Below are 26,754 nucleotides of genomic sequence, written 5' to 3'. Positions count from 1 at the left end.
GAGTCCCTATTATCCCGCAAACCGCCGACGCGTCCGACTCGGCCGAACGGCTAATGACGAGCGCACTACATCCACAAGGATGCGGCACTTTTTTCATCATGCGAATTGAACGCGTTGAGCCCTCGGCCGAATGGCTAACGCGTGCGGTGAGAGGTATTTTCGCGAATAGGCGCATGTACAATATCGGTCATGTCAGATCCCCGCTTTGTCCATCTTCGTGTTCATTCCGAATTCTCGATTGCCGACGGCATCGTGCGCCTTGACGACGTTGTCAAGGCCGCCGCCCAGGACGGTCAGGGCGCGCTCGCGCTGACCGATCTCGGCAATGCATTCGGCCTTGTCCGCTTCTACAAGGAAGCGCGGGGCAAGGGTGTAAAACCCATCGCCGGCTGCGACGTCTGGATCACCAATCCAGCAGATCGCGACAAACCTTCGCGTTTGCTGCTGCTGGTCAGGAATCAGCGCGGTTATCTCAACCTTTGTGAACTGCTTTCGAAAGCCTGGCTCACGAATCAGTATCGCGGGCGGGCGGAAGTCGAGTACGAATGGCTCGAAAACGGATTGTCCGACGGCTTGCTGGCGCTGTCGGGCGCACAGCATGGCGATATCGGCATGGCATTCGCGGCTGGCAACGACCAGGCTGCGCTTCGTCACGCCGAGCGCTGGGCGAAGCTCTTTCCCAATGCGTTCTACATCGAGTTGCAGCGGGCCGGACATCCGGGCGGCGAGACGTATATTCAGCAAGCCGTCGCGCTCGCCGCGCAGTTGAACTTGCCGGTTGTCGCCACGCATCCCATGCAGTTCATGACGCCGGACGATTTCACGGCGCACGAAGCGCGCGTGTGTATTTCCGAAGGGGACATGCTCGCGAATCCGCGCCGTCAAAAGCGATTCACGACCGAGCAATATTTTCGTACACAAGACGACATGTGCGCGTTGTTCGCGGACATTCCGTCGGCGTTGGCGAACACGGTGGAAATTGCGAAACGCTGCAATCTGAAGCTCGAGTTGGGCAAGCCGAAACTGCCGCTGTTTCCGACGCCCGACGGCATGTCGCTTGACGATTACCTCGTGCATTTGTCGAAGGACGGGCTCGAGAAACGCCTCGTCCAGCTTTACCCGGACGAAGCCACTCGTGAAGCGCAGCGCGAGACGTATTACGCGCGCCTTGAGTTCGAGTGCAAGACCATTATTGGCATGGGCTTCCCGGGCTACTTCCTGATCGTTGCCGACTTCATCATGTGGGCGAAGAACAATGGCGTGCCGGTCGGCCCGGGCCGTGGATCGGGCGCGGGATCGCTCGTCGCGTATGCGTTGTTCATCACCGATCTTGATCCGCTCAAGTACAACCTGCTGTTCGAACGATTCCTGAATCCGGACCGCGTGTCGATGCCTGACTTCGACATCGACTTTTGCCAGGAAGGGCGCGACCGCGTCATCCAGTATGTGAAGCAGAAGTACGGCGCGGACGCCGTGTCGCAGATCGCGACGTTCGGCACGATGGCGGCAAAAGCGGCCGTTCGGGACATAGGCCGCGTGCTCGATCTGGGCTACATGTTCACCGACGGCATTGCGAAGCTGATTCCGTTCAAGCCGGGCAAGCACGTGACCATCGCGGACGCGCTGAAGGAAGAGCCGACGCTGCAGGAACGCTTCGACAACGAAGACGAGGTGCATCAGCTAATCGAACTTGCTCAACGCGTGGAAGGGCTCACGCGCAACGTCGGCATGCACGCGGGCGGCGTGCTGATCGCGCCGGGCAAGCTCACGGATTTCTGCCCGCTATACACGCAGGGCGAAGACGGCGGCGTGGTCAGCCAGTACGACAAGGACGACGTGGAGGCCGTCGGGCTGGTGAAGTTCGACTTTTTGGGCCTCACCACGCTCACCATTCTCGACTGGGCAGAACGGTATATCCGCCGTCTGGATCCATCGAAAAAAGACTGGAACCTGTCGCAAGTTCCGCTCGACGATCCCGCTTCGTTCCAGATTCTCAAGAAAGCGAACACGGTCGCCGTGTTCCAGCTTGAAAGCCGCGGCATGCAGGGCATGCTGAAGGACGCGCAGCCTGACCGGTTCGAGGACATCATTGCGCTGGTGGCCTTGTACCGGCCGGGCCCAATGGACCTGATTCCAAGCTTCTGCGCGCGTAAGCATGGCCGGGAGATCGTGGAGTATCCGGACCCGCGCGTGGAATCCGTCCTGAAAGAGACCTACGGGATCATGGTCTATCAGGAGCAGGTGATGCAGATGGCGCAGATCATCGGCGGATACTCGCTCGGTGGCGCCGACCTGCTGCGCCGCGCGATGGGCAAGAAAAAGGCCGAGGAAATGGCCGAGCACCGCGAACTGTTCCGGCAGGGCGCGGCGAAAAACGGCCTGACCGCCGGGAAGGCCGACGAAATCTTCGACTTGATGGAGAAGTTCGCGGGCTACGGTTTCAACAAGTCGCACGCGGCCGCCTACGCGTTGCTCGCGTACTTCACGGCGTGGCTCAAGGCGCATCATCCAGCCGAATTCATGGCGGCCAACATGTCGCTTGCCATGGACGACACCGACAAGGTCAAGATCCTGTTCGAGGATTGCCTCGTCAACAAGATGGCCGTATTGCCGCCCGATATCAACCAGTCGGCCTACCGGTTCGAGCCCGTGGCCGAAGCCGACGGCAAGCGTTCCAGAACCATTCGATACGGCCTCGGCGCGGTAAAGGGCAGTGGGCAGAGCGCTATCGAGGAAATCCTGCGCGCTCGGGAAGACGGTCCGTTCACGGATATCTTCGACTTCTGCACCCGCGTGGATCGCCGCATGGTGAACCGGCGCACGGTGGAAGCGCTGATTCGCGCGGGCGCGTTCGATTCGCTGCATGACAACCGCGCGCAGTTGATTGCGTCGGTGCCGCTCGCCATGGAAGCGGCGGATCAGGCTGCGGCGAACGCCATGCAGTCCGGTCTTTTCGACATGGGCGACGAACCACAGCAAGGTCACGATCTGGTCGATGAACCCATGTGGCCGGACAAGAAGCGCTTGCAGGAAGAGAAGAGCGCGCTGGGTTTCTACTTGTCGGGCCATTTGTTCGATGCCTACAAGACCGAAGTGCGCCGCTTCGTCCGGCAAAAAATTGGCGAGTTGAAAGAAGGGCGCGACAAACTGGTGGCAGGTGTGATCACGACCATGCGCACGCAGATGACCCAGCGCGGCAAGATGCTGATCGTCAATCTGGACGACGGCACCGGCCAGTGCGAAGTCACCGTATTCAACGAGCAGTTCGAGGCGAACAAGGCGCTCTACAAGGAAGACGAGTTGCTGGTGGTGCAGGGCCAGGCGCGCAACGACGCGTTCACTGGTGGCATTCGTTTTACGGTTGAAGCGGCAATGGATCTGGAGCGTGCGCGCAGCCGCTACGCGCAATCCGTGAAGGTCGAAATGAACGGCAACGCCGACGCGGTGCGATTGAAGAAGGTACTGGAAGCGCACAGCGCGCCGCCTGAGCAGGCGGTGCCGGCAGCGGCGCAGCAGACGTCGCGTGGTGGTCCGCGAGGCGGCGGCTCACGAGAAGGCGAGGGCGGCCGCGGCCAACGCGCACCCGTGCAGATTCCGAATGGCTTGAACGTGAGCATTCTGTACAGAAGCGAACACGCTGAAGGAGAAGTGCGGCTTGGCGACGAATGGCGTGTGAAGCCAACCGACGATCTCATTAGCGCGCTGCGGGGAGAATTCGCAGGCAGCTCCATCGAAATCGTCTATTGATGCGTGCCGCGATCCGCCCGTTGCCAAAGCTCGGCATCTCCGCCAATGCGCTCAAGCAAAGCGGCGGACTTGAGCGCTACGCAATGGACCTCGTTCGCGGGCTCAATACGGCCGGCTTTACCGGCGAACGCAAGCCGGTGTTTTTTGCACGAAAGATCGACACATCGCAGCCTGAGAGCGCAATGGTCACGGCGCACAAAATCAACGTGTCGTTTTTGCCGTCCAAGCTGCGTGACACCTACTTCAACTGGGCGGTAAAGCGGGCTCGAAAGAAGGCGCGGGTCGATGTGCTGATCGGTTGCAATCGCGTGGAGTCGTCGGAGATTGCAATCTGCGGCGGTACGCATATCGGCTTTCTTGCCGCGACCGGACGCGGTGAGCGCAGGTCGGACACCCGGCAGATCGAGATCGAGCGATTGCAGTATCGGCAGGCTGCGGTGATCGTCGCGCACTCGGAGATGATGCGCGACGAATTGCGCAAGCTCTACAACGTGCCCGATTCGAAGATTCGCGTACTCTGTCCGCCCGTTGACGACACGCGCTTCTCGCCGGTATCCGCAGCGAAGCGCGCCGAGCTTCGCAAGCAATTCGGTTTCGCCGAACACGAAACGGTTCTGCTGTTTCCATCCAGCAGCCATGAGCGCAAGGGCTTGCCGCTTATTGAAGCGGCGCTGCGGGACAGCGGCTTGCCGGTCGTGATCGCGGTTGCCGGAAGGCCGCCCGCACGGGGCTCGGACCGGCTCCGGTATATCGGGTATGCGAAGAACATCGAGGACGCGTATAGGGCGGCTGACTTCACGATTCTCGCGTCGTCGTACGAACCGTTTGGACTGGTGGGCATCGAGTCCGTGATGTGCGGAACGCCCGTGATCTTCCCGGCCAGCATCGGTTGCATCAGCGCCATCGCGGACCGTGCAAAATTCACGTTCCAGCCGGGAAACGCCGACGATTTGCGCCGCACCGTGCAAAGTGCGCTCGATTCCAGGCCGGAGAATCTCGGCGCTGAGTCCATTCTCTACAACACGAGCATTGACGCGCATATAGAAGCATTGCTTGAGCTTGCCGCCGGCATCCGGAATTCGAACAGTCCGAACAATCCAATCAGCGCGGCTGGTTCAACTGCGCCAGCTTGAGAAAGCGGTAATACACGGTCTGCGCGTTGAATACGGCGATCATGAAACCCGCGCGGCCATCGAGAAAACCGAGTCGCAGCAGGTAAGTGCGCACGAATGCCCATGCGCCGCGCAGCACCGCCGTGCTGAAACTGCCGCGTTTTCCCGCCGCGTGACGTTGTTGCGCACCGGCCGTGGAATAAGCATCGAGCTTGCGCAGCACGGTCTCGAAGTCCTCGTACGAGTAATGCATCAGCTTGCCTTGCAAGCGCGCGGTTTTCGTTGCGCCGGGTTGCGAAAGCACGAGCCGCTCGTGCACCAGGTCATCGGAGAAACGCGCGGCGCCGCGCTTGAAGAGCCGCGGAATCCAGTCCGGATACCAGCCGCTGTGATAAATCCAGTGGCCGCAAAAGTTCGATAAACGATCGACCGCGTAGACATCGGCTTGCGGTTTGGCGAGCGCCTCGCGGATCGCTAGTCCCAATTCCGGCGACACGATTTCGTCGGCGTCGATTGACAGCACCCAGTCCGTTGTCAGCGCATCGAGAGCGCGGTTTTTCTGCGGGCCGAAGCCGGGCCAGTCGCGCGCTTCCACCACTCGCGCACGGTGCGCCTCTGCAATCCCGATGGTCGCGTCAGTGCTGCCGCCGTCGACCACGACGATTTCATCCGCGAACGAAACGGCCTCGAGACACTGCGCAAGACGGGCCGCTGCGTTGAAGGTGATCAGGGCGATGCCAAGCGTTGGGCGGGTCATGGGACGTGAAAGTAAATTCCGTGAAATTGCTATAATTTGACGCCAAAAGCACCAGCTGCGAGCGCTGCGTTTATAGTCGCTGTCACGGCGATTTTGCGTACCCCGCTACATCCCGGCGCATGTTTGCAAGACGGGATGAAGCGCACATGGGCACTGCGCGCCGCGCCACCGTGAGGCTGTCCGCCCGGCCATCGTTATACCAGACTCGACGCGCGCTCGTGTCCGCGCAGCGCAGCACGCCAGAACGGGCGCAGCAAGGCTCAGCGTCGCATGTCGCGGCGGACATGCCGGGCTTGAATCATATCGATATACACGAATGCACTGATCGTGCTCACAATACACAGATTGCAATGGGTCCTTGCAGCCGGTTCTTTGCCAGCGCGGACCCGTCAGGAATCACCCGGAGTTCATCATCGAAATGAAACCGCTGAGAATTTTGCACAGCGAATCGTCCAACGGATGGGGCGGCCAGGAACACCGCACGTTCAAGGAAATGCTTGCGCTGCGTGAACGCGGGCATACGCTGGAACTCGTTTGCGTGCCCGGCGCGCGGCTCGGCGAGCGGCTTGGCGCAGAAGGTTTCACCATTCACACCACGCCCATGCGCTCGGGCGTCGACGTGAGCGCCGTCGCGCGAATTCGTCAACTTTTGAAGGAACGTAGCTTCGACGTGCTCAACACACATAGCGGCCGCGACAGTCTGCTGGGCGGCGCGGCGGCCCGCCTCGCGGGCACGCCGCTGATCGTGCGCACGCGTCATCTCGCGCTTGCCATCACGTCACGCGCAACCTATACGTGGCTGCCGCACAAGGTCGTGGCGGTGAGCCAGTCGGTGCGGCGCTACCTGGTCTCGGAAGGTGTGCCGGAAAAGGATGTCGTGACCATCTATACGGGTATTGTCAGGCCGCCACAAGTGAGCCGTGCCGAATCGACGTTGCGTGCGGAACTGGGTCTGGGTGACGACGCTGTGATTGCCGGAACGGTCGCGATCCTGCGCGACAAGAAGGGTCATGCGGATTTGATCCGGATTGCGAAACCCTTGATCGAACAGCGTCCGAACCTGCATTTCGTCTTTGCCGGCGACGGCCCGCTCTTCGATGAAATCCAGGCCAGCGTGCACGAGAACGGTCTCGCCGATCATGTCCACATGCTTGGACTGCGCCGCGATATCCCCAACGTGCTGGCCGGCTTCGACCTGTTCGTGCTGCCCACGTATCAGGAGGCGCTCGGCACGTCGTTTATCGAAGCCATGGCGGCAGGGCTGCCGGTGATCGGCACGGCGGTGGATGGCGTGCCCGAGGTGATAGACAACGGTGTGAACGGTCTGCTGGTTCCGGCGCACGACGACCGCGCACTCGCCGCCGCGCTGCTGCGTCTGGCCGATGCGCCGGAAGAACGCCGGCGCATGGGCGACGCCGGTCTGATGGTCACGCGAACGCGTTTTTCCGTCGATACGATGGCTAACGAAATGGCCGCCTTCTACGTCAGCAGCCTGAGCGAGCGAGGTCTCGCATGAAGACGGCGCGCGCCGTGCCCGTGCTGATGTATCACCACGTAAGCCCGGCCGCAGGCGCGGTGACGGTGTCGCCGGCGAATTTCGCGGACCAGATGGCGATGCTTGCGCGCGAAGGCTACACCACGCTTGGCGCACGCGCCTTCAGCGCATATCTCGCGGGCGAGCCGGTGCCGGAAAAGTCCGTGGTGCTCACTTTCGACGACGGTTATCTCGACAACTGGGTGCACGCGCATCCGGTGCTCGCGCAGCATGGTTTCACGGCGATCGGTTTTCTGGTGTCAGGCTGGGTGAACGACGGGCCCGTGCGTCCGAACACGGCGAGCGCATCGTCAAACGTGCCGGAATTGCTGGGCCACACGGAATCGAAGGCAGCGATAGAGGCGGGCGAGACGGACAAGGTGATCGCACGCTGGTCCGAGATTCACGCCATGCGCGAGGCCGGGACCTTCGAGTTCCACAGCCATACGCACACGCATACGCGCTGGGACCGTGTGAGCACGGACGCGGCCGCCAAACGCGCGGGCCTTCGCCACGATCTGCTCAGGTCCCGGGCAACGCTCGAAGAGAACCTCGGTGAGGCGTCGGATCATCTTTGCTGGCCGCAAGGTTACTTCGATACCGACTATCTCGAAGAAGCCGCCGCTGCCGGTTTTCGCCATCTGTACACGGTCCAGCCTGGAACCAACACGCAGCATGGCGATCCGGGAAACATCTTCCGGCTCGACGTACGCAACAAACCCGCGCCGTGGCTCAAGAGCCGCATGTGGGTTCACAGCCGGCCGCTCGTGAGCCGTCTCTACCTGAAAATCAAATGACGATGGACCGGAGCAGCCCGGGTAGCGGCGCATCACGGTCCACGCACGTCCCGACATCTACGAGAATTTATCGCCATGCATGATCGACACGTTTCCGTTATCGGCCTAGGTTATGTGGGCCTGCCCGTTGCCTTAGCCTTTGGTACGCAGCGCCGCACGATTGGCTTCGACGTCAGCGCGAACCGCCTCGCCGATCTCCGGGCGGGTCTGGACCGGAACGGCGAAGTCAGCCGTGAAGAACTGGCGCGGGCGCAGATCGAACTGACCGACAGCATCGAAACACTGAAGCAGGCCGATTTCCACATTGTCGCCGTGCCCACTCCGATCAGTGCCGGCGCGCAGCCGGACCTGCAGCCAGTGATCCGCGCGTCCGAAACGGTCGGCCGGGCGCTCAAGCGCGGCGACGTGGTGGTGTACGAATCGACGGTTTATCCCGGCGTCACGGAGGAAATCTGCGTGCCGATCCTCGAGCGCGAATCCGGGCTCAGCTTCGGTACGGATTTCACCGTGGGCTACAGCCCGGAGCGCATCAATCCCGGCGACCGGCAGCACACGTTCTGCAACATCGTGAAGATCGTCTCCGGGTCGGACGCCGCAACGCTCGATCTGGTCGCCGAGGTTTATGGCTCGGTGGTGACGGCCGGTGTGTACCGCGCCGGTTCCATCAAGGTGGCCGAGGCCGCGAAGGTGATCGAGAACACGCAGCGCGACCTGAACATCGCGCTGATGAACGAGGCGGCGATCATTTTCGATTACCTTGATATCGATACCCGCGAGGTCCTCGACGCTGCCGGCACCAAGTGGAACTTCCTGCCGTTCACGCCCGGGCTGGTCGGCGGCCATTGCATTGGCGTGGACCCTTATTACCTGACGCACAAGGCACAAGTGTCCGGCTACACGCCACAGGTGATCCTGGCCGGCCGGCGTGTGAACGACGGCATGGGGCGGTTCGTCGCCGATCGCGCCGTGAAGACGCTGATCCGGACCGGCCGTGCGCCGCTTGGCGCGAAGGCGGTCGTGCTTGGGCTCACGTTCAAGGAGAATTGTCCGGACCTGCGCAATTCCAAGGTGATCGACATCGTCCATCATCTGCAGGACTATGGTCTCGAGGTCCAGCTCCACGATCCACTCGCGGACCGGGAGGAAGCGCTCGACGAATACGGCGCCACATTGACGGACTTCGACGCACTCAATCCCGCCGATCTTGTTGTTCTCGCAGTGCCGCACCGCGATTTCCTGCAAAATACGGGCGCGTTGATCGCGCTGGCGAAACCAGGCGCTGTATTCGCCGACGTCAAGTCGAGCCTGCCGCTGGAGGAGATCCGCGCGGCGGGGCTCGTAGCCTGGCGTTTGTGAATGGCTGCGGAGCTGACCGGCCTGACCCGGCTGCCAGAGCACGGCGCGGTTTCGCACGCGTGGTCGAGCGCAACCCACATACTCTAATTCTCAAGCAGGAACGCTGTCCGATGAGCCGACTTTCTGGACGCATGCGCATCTTGGCCCGCGCATTGCCCCGGCTGACATTGAAGCCGTTGCGCCGGAAGCCGCAGACGGTGAAGCGCGTCCTGATCGCGCATCACCTGTTGCTTGGCGACACGCTGTTGCTCACGCCGCTCATCGCCAAGTTGCGCGCCCAGTATCCACACGCGCAGATCGTGTTGACCTGTCCGAAACCGATCGTGCCGCTCTATGCCGGCAGGCCGTTCGGCATCGATGTGATTCCTTTCGATCCGCGCGATGTGCGCTCGGTCGCGGCCGTGCTGCGTTCGGGACCGTACGATCTTGGCATTGTGGCGGGAGATAATCGGCATGCGTGGCTCGCGCTCGCAACGGGATGCCGATGGATCACGGGGCATGCAGACGATGTCCCCGTGTGGAAAAACTGGCCGCTCGACCACGCCGTGCCTTATCCGGCCATTCCCGGCGCGTGGGCGGATTTCGCTGCGGAGTTGATCGAAGGACCGCCGCCGCGGCCGTATCGTAAGGATGACTGGCCGGCGCCCGCGCCCGCAGCGCTTTCGGACGCGGATGCCCGGATATTGCGGAAGCCTTACGTGGTGCTGCATCCGGGCGCGAGCACCGGCGTCAAGCGCTGGCCCGACGAGCGCTGGCGGGCGCTGGCGGCATTCGTGGAAGCGTCCGGGCTTACGCCGGTCTGGAGCGGCGGACCCAGCGAAACGGAACTGATCGAGGCGATCGATCCTGCGGGCCGCTTTACGAGCTTTGCGGGCCGTATCGACTTGCGTCAGGTGTGGCACCTGTTTGCCGGCGCGCGGGCGATTGTCTGCCCGGATACCGGCGTGGCTCATCTGGGGCGTTTGACCGGCGTGCCCACCATTGCGCTGTTCGGGCCGGGCAACGCGCTGATTCACGGCGCGGGAAACTACTGGCGTGATGCGCCGTTCACGCCGGTTACTATCGCGGACATGCCGTGCCGCGATCAGCCCGATATTTTCCGGCGGCACGTCGCGTGGGCGCGCCGCTGTGACCGCAATACATCGACGTGTGTCGCGTGGCGCGGCGACCATGCCGACTGCATGGGATTTATTTCGCTTGAGGCCGTCTGCAACAGCTTGCGGGCGGTTCTTCCGGGAGTGCAATGACGAAGATGTGCATGCAGGTGGAACGCGTTCTGTGGGTGGCGTGTCCCGTCATTATGTTTGTCGCGATGTTCGCCCACATGACCGCGCTGGAAAACATGGCGCTGGGGCTTGTGGGTATCGGCACGCTCGCCGCCGCCTGTTCGCCGGACCGGCCGTCGCCGCTGCGCTGGCCGTTGCTGTGGCCCATTGCCGCGTGGGCGGCGTGGGCATTGGTATCGGTATCCTGGTCGCCGTTTCCGCGCGACAGCATGCATGCGTGGCTCGACGAAGTGCTGTATCCGCTCGTCTCGTTCCTTGCGTTCTGGCTCGTCGGCACGCGCACAGGCCGGCCCCAGCAGATCGTGCTGATCAACTGGGTCGCGTGCCTTCTGCTTGCCGCAGGCAGCCTGTATTACTGGGGCCGTCTGCAGCCGCCCACGGACCCCGCCGACTGGCTCCTGCACTACTACAACCGCGTAGGCCACACCAGCACGCTCGCCATCTTCTCGATACCTCTTTTCACCGGCCTCATGATGGAGCGCCGCTGGCGGCTTTTCGGGCTGAGCGGCATTGTGCTCGCGCTGGTTATCGGACTGGCGACGCTCAACCGCTTTTTCTGGCCTGCGGCGGGCCTCACGCTCGTGATCGCGGCTTACCCGTCGTATCGGAGGCATTTGCTGTTCGCGGCCGTCAGTGTGCTGGTGATTTGCGTCGCCGCGGTGGGAACGCTCGAACTGAGCGTGCGCCTGCGCCTTGGGCACAGCATGCCAACGCCGGCGGCGCGCGAAGTCACGGTTGCCGGAGACAAGGTGTACATGCCGGAGGCGCTGGCGGGAATTGGCGACGCAATGTCCTCCGATACCCGTCCCAAGCTCTGGGCTTTTTACGGCAAGGAAGGTGAGGCACGGACGTGGACGGGTGTCGGTTTTGGCAAGCCGCTGCCGGGAAGGGTCTTTCAGGCTGAGATTCCCCCAAGTCTGCTGGAGCGTGAGCCACAGGCCCTTACGCATGCACACAACCTGTTTCTGAATACCTGGCTGGAGACGGGCATTGTGGGCGTGGTGCTCGAGATTGCGTTGTTGCTTGCGCTGATCTGGCGGTTCTGGCGGTTGCGCCATGCGACGCCGTGGATAAGCGCCGCGGGCATTGCGCTCGTGGCCGGGATGATCGCCAAGAATTCCACCGATGACTTCATGTGGCAGACCACGGCGCTTGCATTCTGGTGCTTTTCGGGGTTTTTGATGGGCCGCGGAGAAAGGCTGGCGGGCGTGGTCGCGAGGGCGCGGGGCGAAGCGGCGAAGTGAGGTTTCGGGGCTGTTGCGAGGGCACATGGCGGCGGGTTTCATCTTTTCGTTTGCCGATACGAAATCCGCGCGGAAGGCTTAATGAGACGCCGGCTCCCGCCGCATTACAATGGCGGTTTGCCGCTCAGGCGTGGATTCGGCACTGACCCGGATTTACCCGCCACGCGAGTGGCGGCAAGCGCCAAACTCCGCACCACTAAGGACACACCTTTGAGTCAAAAGCCAACCTTGAGCAAAACGATCGGCGGCGGCACGACCACCTCGCCGGCCGCCGTGATGACCCGGCTCTGGCCATATATCCGGCCGCTCCTCGGTATTGTCGTGCTCGGCCTGATCGCGATGGGTTTTGTCGCCGCGAGCGAAGCCGGTATCCCCATGTTGCTCAAACCGCTGCTCGACCACGGTTTCGGCGCGAACGGCAGCGCAAGCGCCAAATGGATCGTGCCGGCTGCGGTGGTCGGTCTCGCGGTTGTGCGCGGCGGCATGCAGTACGCGTCCGGCTATCTGCTTTCGTATGTCACCAACAAGATCCTGCTCGAACTGCGCCTCAAGATGTTCGACAGGATGATCAACACCAGCGCAGGTTTCTTCCAGCGCGAAACAGCCAGCACGATCATCAATGCAATCGTGTTCGAGGTGAACCAGATCCTGAACGTGCTGCAGAGCGTTGTCGTGACGCTCGTGCGCGATTCGCTCACGGTGGTTTTCCTGCTGGGCTACCTGTTTATTCTCAACTGGCGCCTGACGCTGGTCATCGCGGTGATCCTGCCGGCCATCGGCTGGCTGGTCAGCAAGATCAACCGGCGCCTGCGGCGCCTGAACCGCGAGCATCAGTTGCTCACGAACGAGCTGTCATACATCGTGGAAGAGACGGTTGGCGGCTACAAGGTCGTAAAGGTGCACAACGGGCAGAAGTACGAAAACGACCGCTTCACCAGCATGAGCAATCGCCTGCGCGGCTACTCCATGCGCATGACCGTCTCGGGCGGCCTCGCGCAGCCGCTGACGCAATTCCTCGCTTCTATTGCGCTCGCGATCGTGATCACCATTGCTGTCGTGCAGTCGGCGAACGACCAGACCACGGTCGGCGGTTTCGTTGCGTTCGTCACGTCCATGCTGCTTGTGATCTCGCCGCTCAAGCACCTGATCGATATCAACCAGCCGCTGCAGCGCGGCATGACGGCGGCCGAACTGATCTTTGGTCTGATCGATGAACCCGTGGAGCCCGAAGGCGGCGGCCAGCCGCTGCAACGCGCGCGCGGCGAAGTGGAGTTCCGCGACGTGTCGTTCAGGTATGGAACGAGCACGGCGCCCACGCTCGACGCCGTGTCGTTCAAGGTCGCGCCCGGCGAGATGGTGGCGCTGGCGGGCGCATCGGGTAGCGGCAAGACCACGCTGGTCAACTTGCTGCCGCGTTTCTTCGACCCGGCTGACGGCGCGGTGCTCGTGGATGGCGTGGCGCTTCCCGAATACAGCCTCCACGACCTGCGCAGCCAGATGGCGATGGTGAGCCAGGACGTGGTGCTCTTCAACGATACGATCGCCGCCAACGTGGCGTATGGCCAGACGCCCGACCGTGAACGGGTGAAGGCGGCGCTCGCCGCGGCGAATCTCGCAGACGTGGTCATGGCCATGCCCGAGGGCATGGAAACCCGCGTGGGCGGAAACGGCATGCGGCTTTCGGGCGGCCAGCGCCAGCGGCTTGCGATTGCGCGCGCCATCTACAAGGACGCGCCGATTCTCATCCTCGACGAAGCCACGTCCGCGCTCGACTCCGAATCCGAGCGGCATGTGCAGGAAGCGCTCGAAACGCTGATGAAGGGGCGCACGACGCTGGTGATTGCGCACCGGTTATCGACTATTGAGCGGGCTGACCGCATTCTCGTGATGGACGGCGGCAAGATTGCGGAGCAGGGCAGTCACGCCGAATTGCTGCGGTTGAACGGGCTCTACGCGAACCTGCACCGGATTCAGTATCAGCAGCAGGCGGCGTGATAAAAGCGCTCCACGTTCATCGGACTTCGGGCGCGTTTTCAGGGTTGAACGGTGCTGGCCGGTGCGCTCGCGTCGCGGGCTTTCATCCGCTTGCGATAGATCAGCGTCCACACGGTCAGGCCGCCATAAATCCCGTAGCCAATAAACGGCGAAACCAGCAGGAAGCGTTCAATCGGCCAGTGCCACGCAAGCCATGCACGGAGCAGGTTTTCGCCGGTCAGCCCCAGCCCCCACGCAAGCGTCATCAGGCGCACGGACCGGCGCAATGCAGGCCGGCTGTCCCACAGCGCCTCGAAGCGTTCTGCGCCACCCTCCGATTCCCGCGCGACAGTCGCCCGCGCCAGATAGAACGTCAACGGCCGGCGCGCCGCAAGCGACAGCAGGAACACAAAGCCGATGGCGCCCGAGGCCATCGATTCACGCATCAGCAAGAGCCTCGGACTTCCGCCGAGCGCCATCAGCATGATCGACAGCGCAATGCCCAGCAGGACGAGCACGCTCAAGGCATCGACACGGCGGGTCCTAGCAAACTCCGCAAGGCTCCAGACAATGGGCGGCACTGCCGACGCATACAGCGCCCCGAGTTCGCCCCAATACGGCAAGGCCAGCCGGTAAGCGAGCCACGGCAACAGCAGGTTCACCACAAGTTCGATGACCTGGCCGGAACGAATCTTCATGTTGAGGGGAAGCTGTTTCAAGGGCGCACGTTCACGTAAAGATGGACACGACGATAGCAAGCCAGAGCGCGCCAACGCCGCCGAGGAATGCACGCCGCGCATGGCGGATCAGGGAGTCGTCATCGGGATGATCGACGGGAGACGTGGCGAGCCACGGCACCAGGCCGAGACAGATGAAGCCCGCGAGCGCCAGGATGGCAACGGTGACATCGGCGAAATGCCACTGCGTGGACTCGTGAATGCCCCAATAACCCAGGAACACGATGCCGATGGAAAACACCGTCGCCGCAGCCGAACTGAGTGCTGCAACGGTCCCTGCGGGATAGGCCATTCCCAACCTCCGGATCGCGCGAAGACACGCAATGTTGCAATCGTTGCTGCAATCATAGGCGATTGCGCTGGGAGATTGGGATAGCGGCGAAGTCCCCGCCGGTCAGCTTTCGCCCGAGCCCTGGACATCGGCGCGCGGCAGGTCGTCCAGTTCCGCGTTCGCCGATCCTTGTCTGCGGGCAAGCGCCTTGAATCTGCGCTGCATGACCCTTTGCGCCGACACCACGATGAAATACGCCAGCGGCGTGAATACGAGGCCGAGAACGGTCGCGGTGATCGCGCCGCCGAACACGCCGGTGCCAATCGAGCGCCGGCTTTCCGCGCCCGCGCCGCTCGAAACCAGCAAGGGCGTGACGCCCAGCAGGAACGCCGCGGACGTCATTACGATCGGCCGGAACCGGGCGCTCGCCGCGGCGACAATGGCGGCGGCCAGCGCCATGCCTTCGGCGTGCAACGCGCGGGCGAACTGCACGATCAGGATGGCGTTCTTCGCCGATAACCCGATTACCGTGATCATGCCGACCTTGAAGTACACGTCGTTCGGCATGCCGCGCGTGTACATCGCGATCACTGCGCCGATCATGCCAAGCGGCACGATGGTCAGCACCGCGAGCGGAATGGTCCAGCTCTCGTAGAGCGCGGCGAGCGCCATGAAAACCGCCAGCAATGACAAGCCGATCAGCACCGGCGTGAGGCGCGCAGCGCGGGTTTCCTCCAGCGCCGTGTCGGTCCAGTCGAAGCCCACGCCCACCGGCAGCATCTGCGCGAGACGCTCCATCTCGGCCATTGCCGCGCCGGAACTCACGCCGTTGGCGGGGCGGCCGCTGACATCGAGCGAAGGAGAGCCGTTGTAACGCGTGAGCACTGAAGGACCGGTCGTCCAATGAAGTGACGCCACAGAAGATAACGGCACCATCTGTCCTGCGAGATTGCGCACGGACAGGTTCATGAGGTTGTTTTCGGTCATGCGCGAGGGCGCGTCGGCGGCGATCATCACGCGGCGCATCCGGCCTCCCGACGGGAAATCATCGATATACGTGGACCCGAAGGTATTGCCGAGCGCGTCGCCGATCTTGTCGAACGATACCCCCAGCGCATACGCCTTGGCACGATCGATATCGAGCACGATGCGCGGTGCGTCCGGCAGCGCTTCGGAGTGGACATCGGCGAATGCCGGGTTGTGCCGGGCCGCTTCGAAAAGCTGCTCGCGGGCCGCCGTCAATGCCTGGATGCCAACGCCGCCGCGATCCTCGAGCCGCATCACGAAGCCTTCCGAATGTCCCATGCCAGGTACGGACGGCGGCATTTGCGCTGTCACCGTGGCGTCCATGATGGCCGAGAGCGGGTGGTTGAGCTTGTCGCGCAAGGCGCTGGCGTCGATATCGCGCGAAGACCAATCTTTCAGGTCGACAAAACACATCGCCACGTTCTGGCCGCTGCCCTGAAAACTCCAGCCGACCACGCTCGTGATATTCGATACCGCCGGTTCACGGCGAAGAATGGCTTCCGCCTGTTCAACCGCCGCGAGCGTGCGCGCCTGCGTGGCGCCGGAGGGCAACTGCACCATGACCTGAAGCTGGGCCTGATCTTCCTGCGGCAGAAAGCCGTTGGGCATATGCAAATAAAGCAGCGCACACGCGCCGGCCAGCACGAGATACACCACGAACATGGAACCCGCGCGCCGTAGAACGCGCGTGATGAGGCCGCTGTATTTGCGCGAGGTCCAGTCGAACATCGCGGAGAAACCATATGACCTGGCGCCGCCATGAGGTCGATGAACCCCGTGCCTGAGCGCATCGCGCGGCGGCGCTTTCAGCAGGTTCGCGCACAACGCGGGCGTGAGCGACAAGGCGGTGAACGCGGAGACGAGGATCGACGCGATCATCGCCACGGTGAATTGCCGATAGATCCCGCCCACGCTGCCGGGGAAAAACGCCATTGGCACGAAGACGGCGGTCAGCACCGCCGTGATGCCGACGATCGCGCTGCCCATCTGCTGCATCGCGCGGCGCGTGGCCGCCTTTGGCGCCAGGCCTTCCTCGCGCATGACGCGATCGACGTTTTCCACGACCACGATGGCGTCATCCACGAGAATCCCGATCGCGAGCACCAGCGCGAACATGGTGAAGACGTTGATCGACATGCCGAGCGCGTAGAGCGCGAGCAGCGCGCCAGTGAGCGCGACCGGAATCACGACGGTCGGCACCAGCGCGTAACGCAGGTCGCGCAGGAACAGCCACATGACGAGGAACACGAGCAGCACGGCTTCGAGCAGCGTCAACACCACTTCATGCAGCGCGACGTGGACGAACCTGGAGGTATCGAAGGGAATCACGACCGCCACGCCCGGCGGCAAGCTGCGCGACAATTCCGCAAGCTTGGCGCGGATCGCATCCGACGTTTCGATGGCGTTGCCTTGCGGCGAGAGCCTGATGCCGATGGTGGCCGACGGCTTCCCGTTGAGCCGCGAAAACGACGCGTAACTGTCCCGGCCAATTTCCACGCGGGCAACGTCTTTGAGCCGGACCGCGGAGCCATCGGGCCGCGCTTTCAACACGATCTCGCCAAACTCGTTGGGCGAGATCAACTGGCCCCGCACCGTCACCGACGCCGTCAGTTGCTGACCCGCGACGAACGGCACGTCGCCGAGCGTGCCGGCTGTCACCGTTGAATTTTGTGTCGCGATGGCTTGCGTCACGTCGGCGGCGGCGAGGTTGTACTCGCGCAGTTTCATTGGGTCGATCCAGACGCGCAGCGCCTCGCCCGCGTCCCACAAATCCGCTGCGCCCACGCCCGGCGCGCGCTTCAGGTCGCGCAGCATGTAGCGGTTGACGTAGTCGCTCAGCATGACGGAATCGCGCTTGCCGTCGGTGGAGGTGAGGGCGACGAGCATCAGGAATGTGCCCGTGGACTTGAACACGCTGATGCCTTGCTGCACGACCTGCTGCGGCAGGCGCGACTCGATCTGCTTCATGCGGTTCTGGACATCGACCATGGCGATGTCCGGATTCGTGGCAGCGGAAAACGTGGCGGCTATTTCGAGTTCGCCGAGGCTGTCGCTGGTGGTTTCGTAGTACTGCAGGCCTTCGGCGCCGTCGAGACTTTCTTCGATCACGCTTGCCACGGTGTTGTCGACGCTCTCCGGCGCCGCGCCCGGATACATGGCTGAGATCACGATGCGTGGCGGCGTCAGCCGCGGATATTGCGCGACGGGCAGAAATGGCGTGACGAGCGCGCCCGCCACGAAAATCGCGAGCGCTATGATCCAGGCGAAAACCGGACGATCGATGAAAAAAGACGACACGCGGGTCCTGGTGATATGGCTGGGTTGATCGTTGGCAGCAGGAAGTCCATGAGAGCAGAAATACAAGACTCACGGATGTCAAAATCGCGCCGCTTAAGTTGCCTTTACGCCGCCTTTGCAGCAACAAGCATAGCGGGGTTTCTGGAAAAGCGTCTACGCTGAGGCGACTGGCCTGAATGAAAACGATCTTAGAAATATAAAAAGACCGTGTCCAGTGATATTAAAGTGGGGGACGATTTGGCCGATGTGGCGCGTGATTGGCGCATACGTTGATTTTTATATTTTATTTTTGATGTTGTGGGCGACGGGTTTTGCAATGTCTTCGAATTCTGAATATGTTTTTATTGCATGAACTATTAAGAAACCTGATGTGGGATAAAGTGACTTACTGATTATTGGGTCGAAGCTGAAAGCGAAGTGGCGCCGGACAAAAACGCTCCGGCCTTATTCCTTCCAGCGCCTACATCAAAACAATATCGTACTGTTCCGAACTAGATCCACGCGACGCCATAGAATTCTTTTTACCCGTCTGTGATGCCCTTGCAACAAGGGAATTCCGTACACAGAAATCCATACCAGTCTCCCAAGATAGCGCGTAAAATTAGTAGCTAATAACGTAGCTACTAGAACGGTCGGGGGAAATGGCAAAGCGTCAGTCCAATCTGCTCAATGATCTGCTCCTCAAGCAGTATGTGAGAGTGGGGGCGCCTGTCGCCAAATCCGATGGCGCCGGGTTGACGTTCACGCTTTCAAGCGCAGGAACTGCGGCCTGGATTCTTCGATTTAGTCACGGTGGCCGTCAACAAGAAATTACGCTGGGACGTTACCCCGACCTCGGCTTGTCTGCGGCTCGCAAGCTTGCTGCCGAAAAGAGAGTTGAAGTTCAGCAGGGCCGTAACCCAGCGCTCGCCGTGCGCCGAGCAAAAACCCGCAAAGATTGGACCGTTCGGCAATTGGCGGAAGACTATAAAAACCTGGTGCTGTCAAAATTATCGGATAGCACGCAACGCGGCTACGGACGGAATCTGAAGCGCATCGAGTCAGGCATGGGAGCAATGTCGGTCACGGATGTCGAGCCATCCGATATCGTTGTGCGCGTTGAGAAAGCACAGCTTGGTTGGGTCGAGTCAAACACTCTTTTAACCGTCATGAAGGCGTTGTTCCGCCACGCCGCCGGCAAAAAAATCATAAATGTGAACCCGGCTATTGGCGTTGAGCTGTCGGCCATCCTCGGCGAGCGTCCAGAGAAGCGGAAGCGTCTGATGCTGACGGCGGAAGAGTTGCATGTCCTGATGACCGCCAAGATGAGCACCGAAAACCGACTGGCCGTTGGCGTGCTGCTTGCGACCGGTGTACGCATATCCGAACTATTCACCGCTCGTCGTGAGCATGTCTTTCTCGACGAAGCTCGTTGGCACATCCCAAAGAGCAAGACCGGCCCTGAGATGGATATCCCTCTAGCACCCGCCGTCGTTGAATGGCTCGGCGAGCTAGCGAAGGTAACAAGTGATTCCGCTTACGTCATTCCTGCACGTCTACGCACCCGAAACGAGCGCTTCGATGGTGACGCACATATCTCGAAGGACGCGATCCGCGAGGCCATAGACTTTTGGATCACCAACCATGAGCCGAAGATTAGGCGCTTCACCCCTCACGACCTTCGAAGCACCATGAAAAGCCATATGCGCAAGCTTGGCGTATCGAGCGACATTTCGGAGATGTGCCTAAACCACAAGCTCGTTGGCGTCGAAGGCATTTACGATCAGCACAACTATTATGATGAGCGCCGTGCAGCTTTAGAACTTTGGGCGTGCTTTCTATTGAATTGCGAGGCTGGCCACGAATGGACCGTGCGCCCGTTTCGGCAATCTGCGGCCTAGCGTTCTCGCTACGGTCATTTTAGGCGTTGGCATAAAAAAGATAAAACAATGAAGAAACAAGTGGCATTGCTAGCGGCCGTAACCCTCTTAGGTGGATGCGCGACATATACCCTCAACTTGCTTCCGCGTGGGGCGGGTGGTATGGCGCACGGGGTGGCAAAGCAAATCGACAAGTCGGTGCGTATCACGATTGGCGGGCGCGAGTACCAGGGTAAATATGCGTATATTCAAGGGGGTACTTTTACGTTGGCGACGGGGTTCGCAGGCGGTCAAACTGCTACCGCTTCGGGTATGGGCGTCAGCGCTGTTGGCAATGGCAACGTACTTGCCGAGTCCTCCGATGGCCACAACCTTCGTTGCGTGTTTTCGTTTAGCGGGTGGAGCCAACAAGGCAATGGTACGTGCTTGACGGATGATGGAACATTTTACGATTTACAGATCACTCGATAGTTACGCGTTGGGGAAACTCGCCCTGGAGAAATGACGGCGTATTGATCAAGCCACGCCTAGCTCGACGGAGCGAAGAGCCGGAAACTTCACCGGTCTGGCGTGGCTCCTAAAGGAAGTCAGCGCTAGAAGGGCGCAAATGTCACGGCCATTTGGATATCGTTTTGACACCCCCGACTGGGGGAAGTGGGCAATGTTTGATCGAGCTTTTCTTTGGGAGGCTACGTGTCTCGCTGCTAACTTAGAACCTCCCAAGAGGGATATTTGGTATCAAGATCAACTGCGCGAGTTTCCCGCCGCGTTCCATTTGGTTTGGGAGGCGGTGAATCGAGACGGCAGTTTTATTGCGCTGCCTATGGTGAACATCAGTGGGCGTATGTTGCACTCCGTGAATATTGAACAATTTTCATATTGGGCATCAAGAAAAGGGATTGATATCCCTGACGCATTGAAAATTCGGGCTCAGAATTACGCCCAGCGCTCGGAACTGATGTCATCAACGCCTACGCCCTCAGAAGAGCAATCAGAGAGGGTGATAGTTCATACTACCAAGACCCGAATAAACGTACTTGACAGCGTCATCGATACCGCGATTCATAACACCAAGAGCAATGCGCAGGCTGTCGTGTTTGACGAGCTGAGAAGAATGGCATTGGACGAGGCGGTTCCTTTTACGGGTGATGTCAACAGTGAATCTTTGATGTACACCGATGGCGGGTCTGTCAAGGCACTTACGAAGAAGGCATTGGGTTTGCGGTTGACGCGGCGCCGCAAAACCTCAAGCGGCTAATAGAATCGATAAGGTTCGTTAAGCTCCGCTTAGATCCGTGCGTATAGGGGAGATTGGGCGTCGCAGGTTGAAATGCTTCCATGTTCAAAAAAGCGCTCAGGCGCTTAACGGAGAACCACATGGAATCCCAAAGCATTCGCCTTCTTCGCCTCCCAGAAGTCATCTCCACGACCGGTCTATCCCGGGCTTCTATCTACAAATTTATCTCAGCGGGAAAATTTCCTGCGCCCGTTAGCATTACGGACCGTGCGGTTGCATGGCCGTCCGATGCAGTAAATCAGTGGGTAACGTCCCGCATCGAAGCCGCGCGTAAGCCGGCATCGGCGTAAGGGGGCGAAATGACACAAAAAAAAGACCACGCCTCTCACAACGTGGTCAGTACAACGACAGGTCTTGATTCTAATGCGAATTCTTCCGCTGCTCAACGCCTTCGTGTACTGACCTACCTCAGGTCAAACGGATCGCTCAGTACCATCGAAGCGCGCCACTGTATTGATGTGATGCATCCCGCGATGCGGGTGCTTGAACTCCGTCGTGCTGGGCATGAAGTCCAAACTGTATGGAGCAACGAGTTTACGCCTGAAGGCCGGCGCCATCGTATCGCTCGGTATTTCCTCATCAAGGAGGCCAGCTATGCGGGTTGAGTTCGCCGAGGTTAAGCGCGCCGCCAACGGTAACTGGCGCAACATTCTGACATCGCTGGGTGTTCCTGCCGAAAGCCTTATCAATCGCCATGGCCCGTGTCCTGGTTGCGGCGGTACGGATCGCTTTCGGTTTGACGACAAGTCCGGCGATGGAACCTACATCTGCAGCCAATCTGATAAGGTAAGCGGTGACGGCTTCACTCTGCTGTCTCACGTCTTCGGCTGGTCTGTCGCAGAAAGCTTGAAACAAGTGTCCGCGCAACTCGGTGGTTTCGAAGTTCGCGAAGCTCGTCCAATGCCGGCCCCTATCGCCAAGCCCAAGCGCGACCGTCTATCCGGCGAATGGCAGGAATACTGGGACGCACTTGGACCCATTGCCGGCATTGGACGTGATTATCTGGAGTCTCGATTGTGCGCCCTTCCCCCGCGTGACGGCGATCTCCGTTACGACCCGGCAGCGCGTCATCCTTCGGGCCATGTTGGCGGTTGTCTGGTTGCCCTCATTACCGACATCCTCACCCAAGCCCCGATATCGCTCCACCGAACCTGGATAAATGCAGATGGCACCAAACCAGCGGTCGATAAACCCCGCTTGCTGCTCGGTGACTCCCATCGGAAATCGGGCGGAGTCGTCCGCTTGTGGCCTGACGATGCTGTTTGCTGGTCGCTCGGCCTCGGGGAAGGCGTCGAAACAGCTCTGAGCCTTGCTCACTGCTTCAAGCCTGTTTGGGCAGCGATTGATGCGGGCAATCTTAGTCAATTCCCCCTGCTCCCTTATGTGGAGTCGCTGACGATCGCAGCCGACTACGATCCCGCTGGCGAAAAAGCCGCCCAGGCATGCGCGGATAGATGGCTAGACGACGGCCGCAATGTGCAGATCTTCAAATCAGCGCGCGAGAGTCAGGACGCCAACGATTTCATTTTGGAGGCGCATTGATGGACGCAGCCCTTGAACAACGGATTGCTGAAAGCATTAGGAGCCATACCATCTCTGCTGTTCCGAAGACGCCCGCGAGGAAGGTCTTGGAACTCCTGGAAGCCCCAAAAAAGATTGCGCCTCCGAACACCTGCCCTGAACCATTTCCCGGTCCGATGGAGACTCTCTTTCACCTATCGATCGGCCAACAGCACCGCCCACAACCGGCTTTGACGGTCGCTGCGGCACTTTGCGCGATGTCGTCGTGCATGCATGGCCGCTATGCCACGCAAGACGGACTCCGGGGGAATCTCTACGTCGTTGGATTGGCCGGCACTGGCGCGGGCAAGAGTGGGCCGTTGGATCTGGTCAAGGCTTTGGTTTCAGCCTCCGGCAACGACCGTCATACGATGTCGAACATAGGATCGGGGCAGGGCCTGGAAGACGCTTTAGCTGCGTCCGAGGATCGCCGCGTCAACCTTACGATCGATGAGATCGGCCACATGCTGGGCGCATTGGGGAGCGCTAAGTCATCGCCGTACGAGAACGCGACCGGCAAAGCTCTTCTCGAACTCTACAGCGCGTCGGGCAGCGTTTATGTCACTCGGCTCCTCGCGAATTCTGAAAAGCCCCCTGAGGTCCTGTACCACCCATACACCAGCTTGTTCGGTGTCACTACCCACGCCAAGATGAAGGGCATTTCTCCGGGGCTCATCGAGGACGGACTGCTCGGGCGAGTCCTCATGGTATCGGGAGAAGATTTTGTGGATCAACGCAAGATCGTCAACCCATCTAGCGTATTTGGCCAGGCAGAAGGAAAGCTTGGGGCTGTGGCTCGCAAGGTTTCAGCGTTTGGCGATCCGATGAGAAAACCGGAAGAGGGCGTAACCCGGCTGTCATTCGACTCTGACGCGGATGCACTGCTGGACCGCGCAATGGCCCACTTTGACGTTCAGGCGCGCAAAGCGGACGGTGCAAAGCGCGCGTTATGTGCTCGCGGGTTGGAACAAGTGAAGCGAATTGCACTTGTGCTCGCCGTCTGGTCCGGCGCCGCGACGATAAATCGTGAGCAGGTGAAATGGGGTCTTGAGTTCGTCACCTACTCCCATCACTGCCTTTTGGCGTTCGTTGAAACCATGACGGACAGCCCTGTTGTAGCAGCGGCACAAAAGATAGAGCAGATTATGCGTGACGCGATCGGCGGCAAGACGCCTTTCGCCGGCCCAAGATCGAAGTACAACGAGGTTGCACGGGAAAAGGGCATCGTTAACCATAGCGCGCTCCTGCATCGCTCAAAACTTGGGTCGCGGGATTTCATGCAGGCCATTGACCACATGATCCAGTCCCAGGTAATCGAGACGGAATCCATGGATAGCGCCGCTGTTCGAGGTCCGCAAACCCAAGTCTACTATCGGCTTCTTCCATGAAAACTATTCACCAATTCACAAACTATTCACCAAGTCTGGTGAATTGCCAAACCCTTGCTGGTATTGGGTTACATAGATATATAAAAAACTATTCACCAATTCACCACCACCCCCACACCCGGGAGAAATTTCTTTGGTGGCTAAGGAGAAAAATCAGGTCTGGGTGACCCCTCCCGTGAATTGGTGAATAGTTTCCAAAATCGTCCTGAAACGCATGCTGAGTATGGGTTTGGCGATTCACGGAAAAGCGTGACAAGTTTGGTGAATAGTTATTTGGCACGTGAATAGTTATCGGTAATCCTAAACATATAAGGTCGAAAAATGATTGATGCATTGGTAGGTGGGAAGTTGTTTAAGGCTGCGGAGGAACGCCTGTCTCAGGCCGGCAAGACGTTCGTGACCGCGAATATCCGGGCGGCTGACGGGGAAGGCGAGGGGCTCTTTATTAGCGTCGTCGCGTTCAGCGACTCAGCTAAGGCGGCACTGTTGGCGTTGGACGAAGGTGACAGTGTCTCGCTCGCTGGAACGTTGAAGATCGGCACCTATGAGGCGCGGGACGGCTCGGTTAAGGCGAGCGTGAGCATGGTGGCGCAGAACGTCATGTCGGCGTATCAAGTCAGCCGGAAGCGTAAAGCTGCGGCCGAACCAGAGACCCCTGAGGTACATCCGGGCGTGAAGCTGGCCGAGCGTTTGTACGGCAAGCGTGATGCGATGAACGATCCACTCGATGAACCATTCTAGGAGGCAACTTTGGAAGAGCAGAACTTGAATGACGAAGACGGCCGTATTTGCTTGGCTTGCGGAGCGGCACCGCTGCCCGCTGGCTCCCCGCCTTGCGAATGCGCACGGACGGAACATCCGACTGGAGAAACAAATGAATAAAGAAGTGACTCGGAAGCCAAATGCGTTTGATATCCAACAGGCGCCCGGCGAGTCTGATGCTCAGACCACTGCAAGGACCGCGTCGAATGGCGTCACGCGTGGCGCTGCCGCGGCGCGGGCGTTTGCAATTCCGGTGTTCGGGGCAATCGATCTGACCGCGTACGAGGCGGAGATCCGCAAAAAGGTAAGCGAGGCAATTGGCGGCGATCTCAAGGCGGTTCGGGAGATGTTGCTGACTCAGGCTAATACCCTGGACATGGTGTTTAACCGGGTGGCGCTGATGTCAGGCGACGATGCTGATTCCGAATACTTGTGGTTGGCGTTACAGGCGCAATCGCAGTGTTACGAGACCATCCGCACGTTGAGCGAGTTAGGTGGCTACGAGCTTGAACCAAGTGAGGATCAATGATGGCAAAGGGAGACGTGACCCGCACTCTGGATGAGATCGGCATCGACGAGATCGTCCGAATGATTTTGGAAGGCGACCAAATGCACGTGATCGCGAGGGCTTTCAAATGTTCGCCAGGAATGCTTACGCAGTGGATTAGCAAGGACGATAAACGTTCCGCGTGCGCGCGCGAGGCGAGAGCGGCGACGGCGCAAATGTGGGAGGAGAAAGCGGAAACCGTTCTCAAAGACGCGAAGGATGCTTTTGAACTCGCAAAGGCACGGGAGCTCGCTCACCATTACCGGTGGCGTGCCGCGAAAATCAATCCGCGACAGTTCGGCGAAAAGGTGGACGTCGGAATTGGCGGAATCGCGGGGGCGCCGTCCGTCAAAGTGAGTATCGTCCGTGCGGGAGGAAAGGATGATCTATGAGATCTCGGACAATCCTCGCCCGACGAAAAGTGCGATGTCGGAAAGCGATCTAGCGGAGCATATGGAGCGCGTTCGACTCGCAATTCTTGATGAGAAGCGCGCCGCCGACGAATGCGAGCGACGCAACGTAGAGCTGGCCGGCATGGCGAATCCGCACTGGCTATGTCCGCTCTAATTCCGCTAATGACCTTTCCCAGAGACGAGATGTTCCGCAGACGCTACGAACTGGGCATTACGCACGCCGCCGCAGCTAACTCAGCCGCGTTTGTTGCGGGGCTCAATGCTGACGATCAGGATCTGTTGTTCGACATAGGTCGATCGGAACTCTCTGCCCGGGTATCGCTGGCGCAGCAAAGTGCCATTGATGGATCGCTGCCGCTTTGTTTCATGTGGGGGCAACCTGACTTATCGATACGTGAAGCGTGTGTGCAGTCGGCGATTCTCATGCGTCAGCAAAACGCCTTCTCATGTCGTAAGTCATCCACAAAGGCACCTAGACCGAGGGCATGGACTGAACGGCATTACCGGTCGTTGCGCCGCGAGTATGCAGCTGTACTGCACTACTGGATGGCGGCCAACTCTATGGTGGGCAACGCGCCATCATACGAGGCGCTAGTTGAGGCCGTTAGCTCTGAGCTATTCGCGAAGCTGGCGGAGTCGGCCATGCAGTTTATCTTTGAAGCGTTCGTCGTGAGATCGCCCGTTGCACCCGAAAGCAGCCGCACTGCTTTGGCTTTCCCTGTCATGTAAGTGTGAAGCCTTAATCTCGGCCAACGGCAGCAGCCGGAAAAGCTAGTTTCCATTGCCCAA

At 60.2% G+C, this 26,754-nt stretch carries 24 protein-coding genes; 20 read left to right on the top strand and 4 right to left on the bottom strand.

The window, feature by feature from the left end:
• The first annotated feature begins 180 nt into the window (after positions 1–180).
• Positions 181–3,747 carry a DNA polymerase III subunit alpha gene (gene dnaE / locus AWB64_RS02355; protein WP_208603239.1) on the top strand — a complete coding sequence of 1,189 codons (3,567 nt, stop codon included), beginning with the start codon at positions 181–183 and terminating at the stop codon, positions 3,745–3,747.
• A complete protein-coding gene (locus AWB64_RS02350; RefSeq protein WP_060816996.1) occupies positions 3,747–4,880 on the top strand; it encodes a glycosyltransferase family 4 protein in 1,134 nt (377 codons plus the stop codon). The genes dnaE and AWB64_RS02350 overlap by 1 nt, the downstream gene beginning before the upstream one ends.
• On the opposite strand, the gene AWB64_RS02345 is transcribed toward AWB64_RS02350, so the two are convergent.
• Complete coding sequence (locus AWB64_RS02345; protein WP_060816995.1) at positions 4,849–5,616, bottom strand: glycosyltransferase family 2 protein; 768 nt, start codon at positions 5,614–5,616, stop codon at positions 4,849–4,851. The two genes, AWB64_RS02350 and AWB64_RS02345, sit on opposite strands and share 32 nt — an antisense overlap.
• 418 nt (positions 5,617–6,034) lie before the next feature.
• Here AWB64_RS02345 and AWB64_RS02340 point away from each other — a divergent pair, with 418 nt between their 5' ends.
• From AWB64_RS02340 to msbA, 6 genes are all read left to right on the top strand, one after another.
• The gene (locus AWB64_RS02340) at positions 6,035–7,132 is read left to right on the top strand and encodes a glycosyltransferase (protein ID WP_060816994.1); all 1,098 of its coding nucleotides are present in this window, start codon (positions 6,035–6,037) and stop codon (positions 7,130–7,132) included.
• Positions 7,129–7,947 (top strand): polysaccharide deacetylase family protein, encoded by an 819-nt coding sequence (locus tag AWB64_RS02335; RefSeq protein WP_060816993.1) that lies wholly within the window; start codon positions 7,129–7,131, stop codon positions 7,945–7,947. The genes AWB64_RS02340 and AWB64_RS02335 overlap by 4 nt, the downstream gene beginning before the upstream one ends.
• Positions 7,948–8,022: 75 nt before the next feature.
• Positions 8,023–9,303 (top strand): nucleotide sugar dehydrogenase, encoded by a 1,281-nt coding sequence (locus AWB64_RS02330; protein ID WP_060816992.1) that lies wholly within the window; start codon positions 8,023–8,025, stop codon positions 9,301–9,303.
• A gap of 110 nt (positions 9,304–9,413) precedes the next feature.
• Positions 9,414–10,550, top strand: a complete 1,137-nt coding sequence (locus tag AWB64_RS02325; RefSeq protein WP_060816991.1) for a glycosyltransferase family 9 protein — start codon at positions 9,414–9,416, stop codon at positions 10,548–10,550.
• On the top strand, positions 10,547–11,833 hold the full coding sequence (locus tag AWB64_RS02320; RefSeq protein ID WP_060816990.1) for an O-antigen ligase family protein: 1,287 nt from the start codon (positions 10,547–10,549) through the stop codon (positions 11,831–11,833). The genes AWB64_RS02325 and AWB64_RS02320 overlap by 4 nt, the downstream gene beginning before the upstream one ends.
• Positions 11,834–12,109: 276 nt before the next feature.
• Entirely contained in the window at positions 12,110–13,828 is a 1,719-nt protein-coding gene (gene msbA, locus AWB64_RS02315; protein WP_374728600.1) for a lipid A export permease/ATP-binding protein MsbA, read from the top strand.
• A 38-nt stretch (positions 13,829–13,866) separates the two neighbouring features.
• Here the strand turns inward: msbA and AWB64_RS02310 are convergent, their stop codons facing one another.
• The 3 genes from AWB64_RS02310 to AWB64_RS02300 all read right to left on the bottom strand — a co-directional run bounded on the left by AWB64_RS02310 (position 13,867) and on the right by AWB64_RS02300 (position 18,139).
• Positions 13,867–14,505, bottom strand: a complete 639-nt coding sequence (locus tag AWB64_RS02310) for a VC0807 family protein (protein ID WP_060816988.1) — start codon at positions 14,503–14,505, stop codon at positions 13,867–13,869.
• 31 nt (positions 14,506–14,536) lie between these two features.
• The gene (locus tag AWB64_RS02305; RefSeq protein ID WP_060816987.1) at positions 14,537–14,836 is read right to left on the bottom strand and encodes a hypothetical protein; all 300 of its coding nucleotides are present in this window, start codon (positions 14,834–14,836) and stop codon (positions 14,537–14,539) included.
• Positions 14,837–14,938: 102 nt separating this feature from the next.
• Entirely contained in the window at positions 14,939–18,139 is a 3,201-nt protein-coding gene (locus AWB64_RS02300; RefSeq protein ID WP_060816986.1) for a multidrug efflux RND transporter permease subunit, read from the bottom strand.
• A 641-nt stretch (positions 18,140–18,780) separates the two neighbouring features.
• Here AWB64_RS02300 and AWB64_RS02295 point away from each other — a divergent pair.
• The 12 genes from AWB64_RS02295 (at position 18,781) to AWB64_RS02250 (ending at position 26,694) form a co-directional block, all read left to right on the top strand.
• Positions 18,781–20,019 (top strand): tyrosine-type recombinase/integrase, encoded by a 1,239-nt coding sequence (locus tag AWB64_RS02295; protein WP_060816985.1) that lies wholly within the window; start codon positions 18,781–18,783, stop codon positions 20,017–20,019.
• Positions 20,020–20,067: 48 nt separating this feature from the next.
• Complete coding sequence (locus tag AWB64_RS02290) at positions 20,068–20,469, top strand: hypothetical protein (protein WP_244163906.1); 402 nt, start codon at positions 20,068–20,070, stop codon at positions 20,467–20,469.
• Positions 20,470–20,659: 190 nt separating this feature from the next.
• Positions 20,660–21,256 carry a hypothetical protein gene (locus AWB64_RS02285; RefSeq protein WP_157766568.1) on the top strand — a complete coding sequence of 199 codons (597 nt, stop codon included), beginning with the start codon at positions 20,660–20,662 and terminating at the stop codon, positions 21,254–21,256.
• An 80-nt stretch (positions 21,257–21,336) separates the two neighbouring features.
• Positions 21,337–21,585, top strand: coding sequence for a helix-turn-helix transcriptional regulator (locus AWB64_RS30740; RefSeq protein WP_341845184.1), 249 nt, complete (start codon positions 21,337–21,339; stop codon positions 21,583–21,585).
• Positions 21,586–21,594: 9 nt separating this feature from the next.
• Positions 21,595–21,900 (top strand): helix-turn-helix domain-containing protein, encoded by a 306-nt coding sequence (locus AWB64_RS30735; RefSeq protein ID WP_075643219.1) that lies wholly within the window; start codon positions 21,595–21,597, stop codon positions 21,898–21,900.
• Positions 21,800–22,837 (top strand): toprim domain-containing protein, encoded by a 1,038-nt coding sequence (locus AWB64_RS02280; protein WP_082850336.1) that lies wholly within the window; start codon positions 21,800–21,802, stop codon positions 22,835–22,837. The genes AWB64_RS30735 and AWB64_RS02280 overlap by 101 nt, the downstream gene beginning before the upstream one ends.
• Positions 22,837–24,243, top strand: a complete 1,407-nt coding sequence (locus AWB64_RS02275) for a DUF3987 domain-containing protein (RefSeq protein WP_060816982.1) — start codon at positions 22,837–22,839, stop codon at positions 24,241–24,243. Before AWB64_RS02280 ends, AWB64_RS02275 begins: the two co-directional genes overlap by 1 nt.
• A 321-nt stretch (positions 24,244–24,564) precedes the next feature.
• Positions 24,565–24,984 (top strand): single-stranded DNA-binding protein, encoded by a 420-nt coding sequence (locus AWB64_RS02270; protein ID WP_060816981.1) that lies wholly within the window; start codon positions 24,565–24,567, stop codon positions 24,982–24,984.
• A gap of 133 nt (positions 24,985–25,117) precedes the next feature.
• Positions 25,118–25,534: a hypothetical protein gene (locus AWB64_RS02265; protein WP_157766567.1), complete on the top strand. Its 417-nt coding sequence runs from the start codon at positions 25,118–25,120 to the stop codon at positions 25,532–25,534.
• A gap of 14 nt (positions 25,535–25,548) precedes the next feature.
• The gene (locus AWB64_RS02260; protein ID WP_157766566.1) at positions 25,549–25,944 is read left to right on the top strand and encodes a terminase small subunit-like protein; all 396 of its coding nucleotides are present in this window, start codon (positions 25,549–25,551) and stop codon (positions 25,942–25,944) included.
• Positions 25,934–26,119 carry a hypothetical protein gene (locus AWB64_RS02255; RefSeq protein ID WP_060816978.1) on the top strand — a complete coding sequence of 62 codons (186 nt, stop codon included), beginning with the start codon at positions 25,934–25,936 and terminating at the stop codon, positions 26,117–26,119. The genes AWB64_RS02260 and AWB64_RS02255 overlap by 11 nt, the downstream gene beginning before the upstream one ends.
• Positions 26,120–26,148: 29 nt before the next feature.
• Positions 26,149–26,694, top strand: a complete 546-nt coding sequence (locus AWB64_RS02250; RefSeq protein WP_157766565.1) for a hypothetical protein — start codon at positions 26,149–26,151, stop codon at positions 26,692–26,694.
• Positions 26,695–26,754: the final 60 nt, after the last annotated feature.

Origin of the sequence: Caballeronia sordidicola (assembly GCF_001544455.2) — a bacterium.
In the GTDB taxonomy this organism is placed as follows: Bacteria; Pseudomonadota; Gammaproteobacteria; order Burkholderiales; family Burkholderiaceae; genus Caballeronia; species Caballeronia sordidicola.
This window is presented reverse-complemented; position numbering and strand designations above follow the sequence as displayed.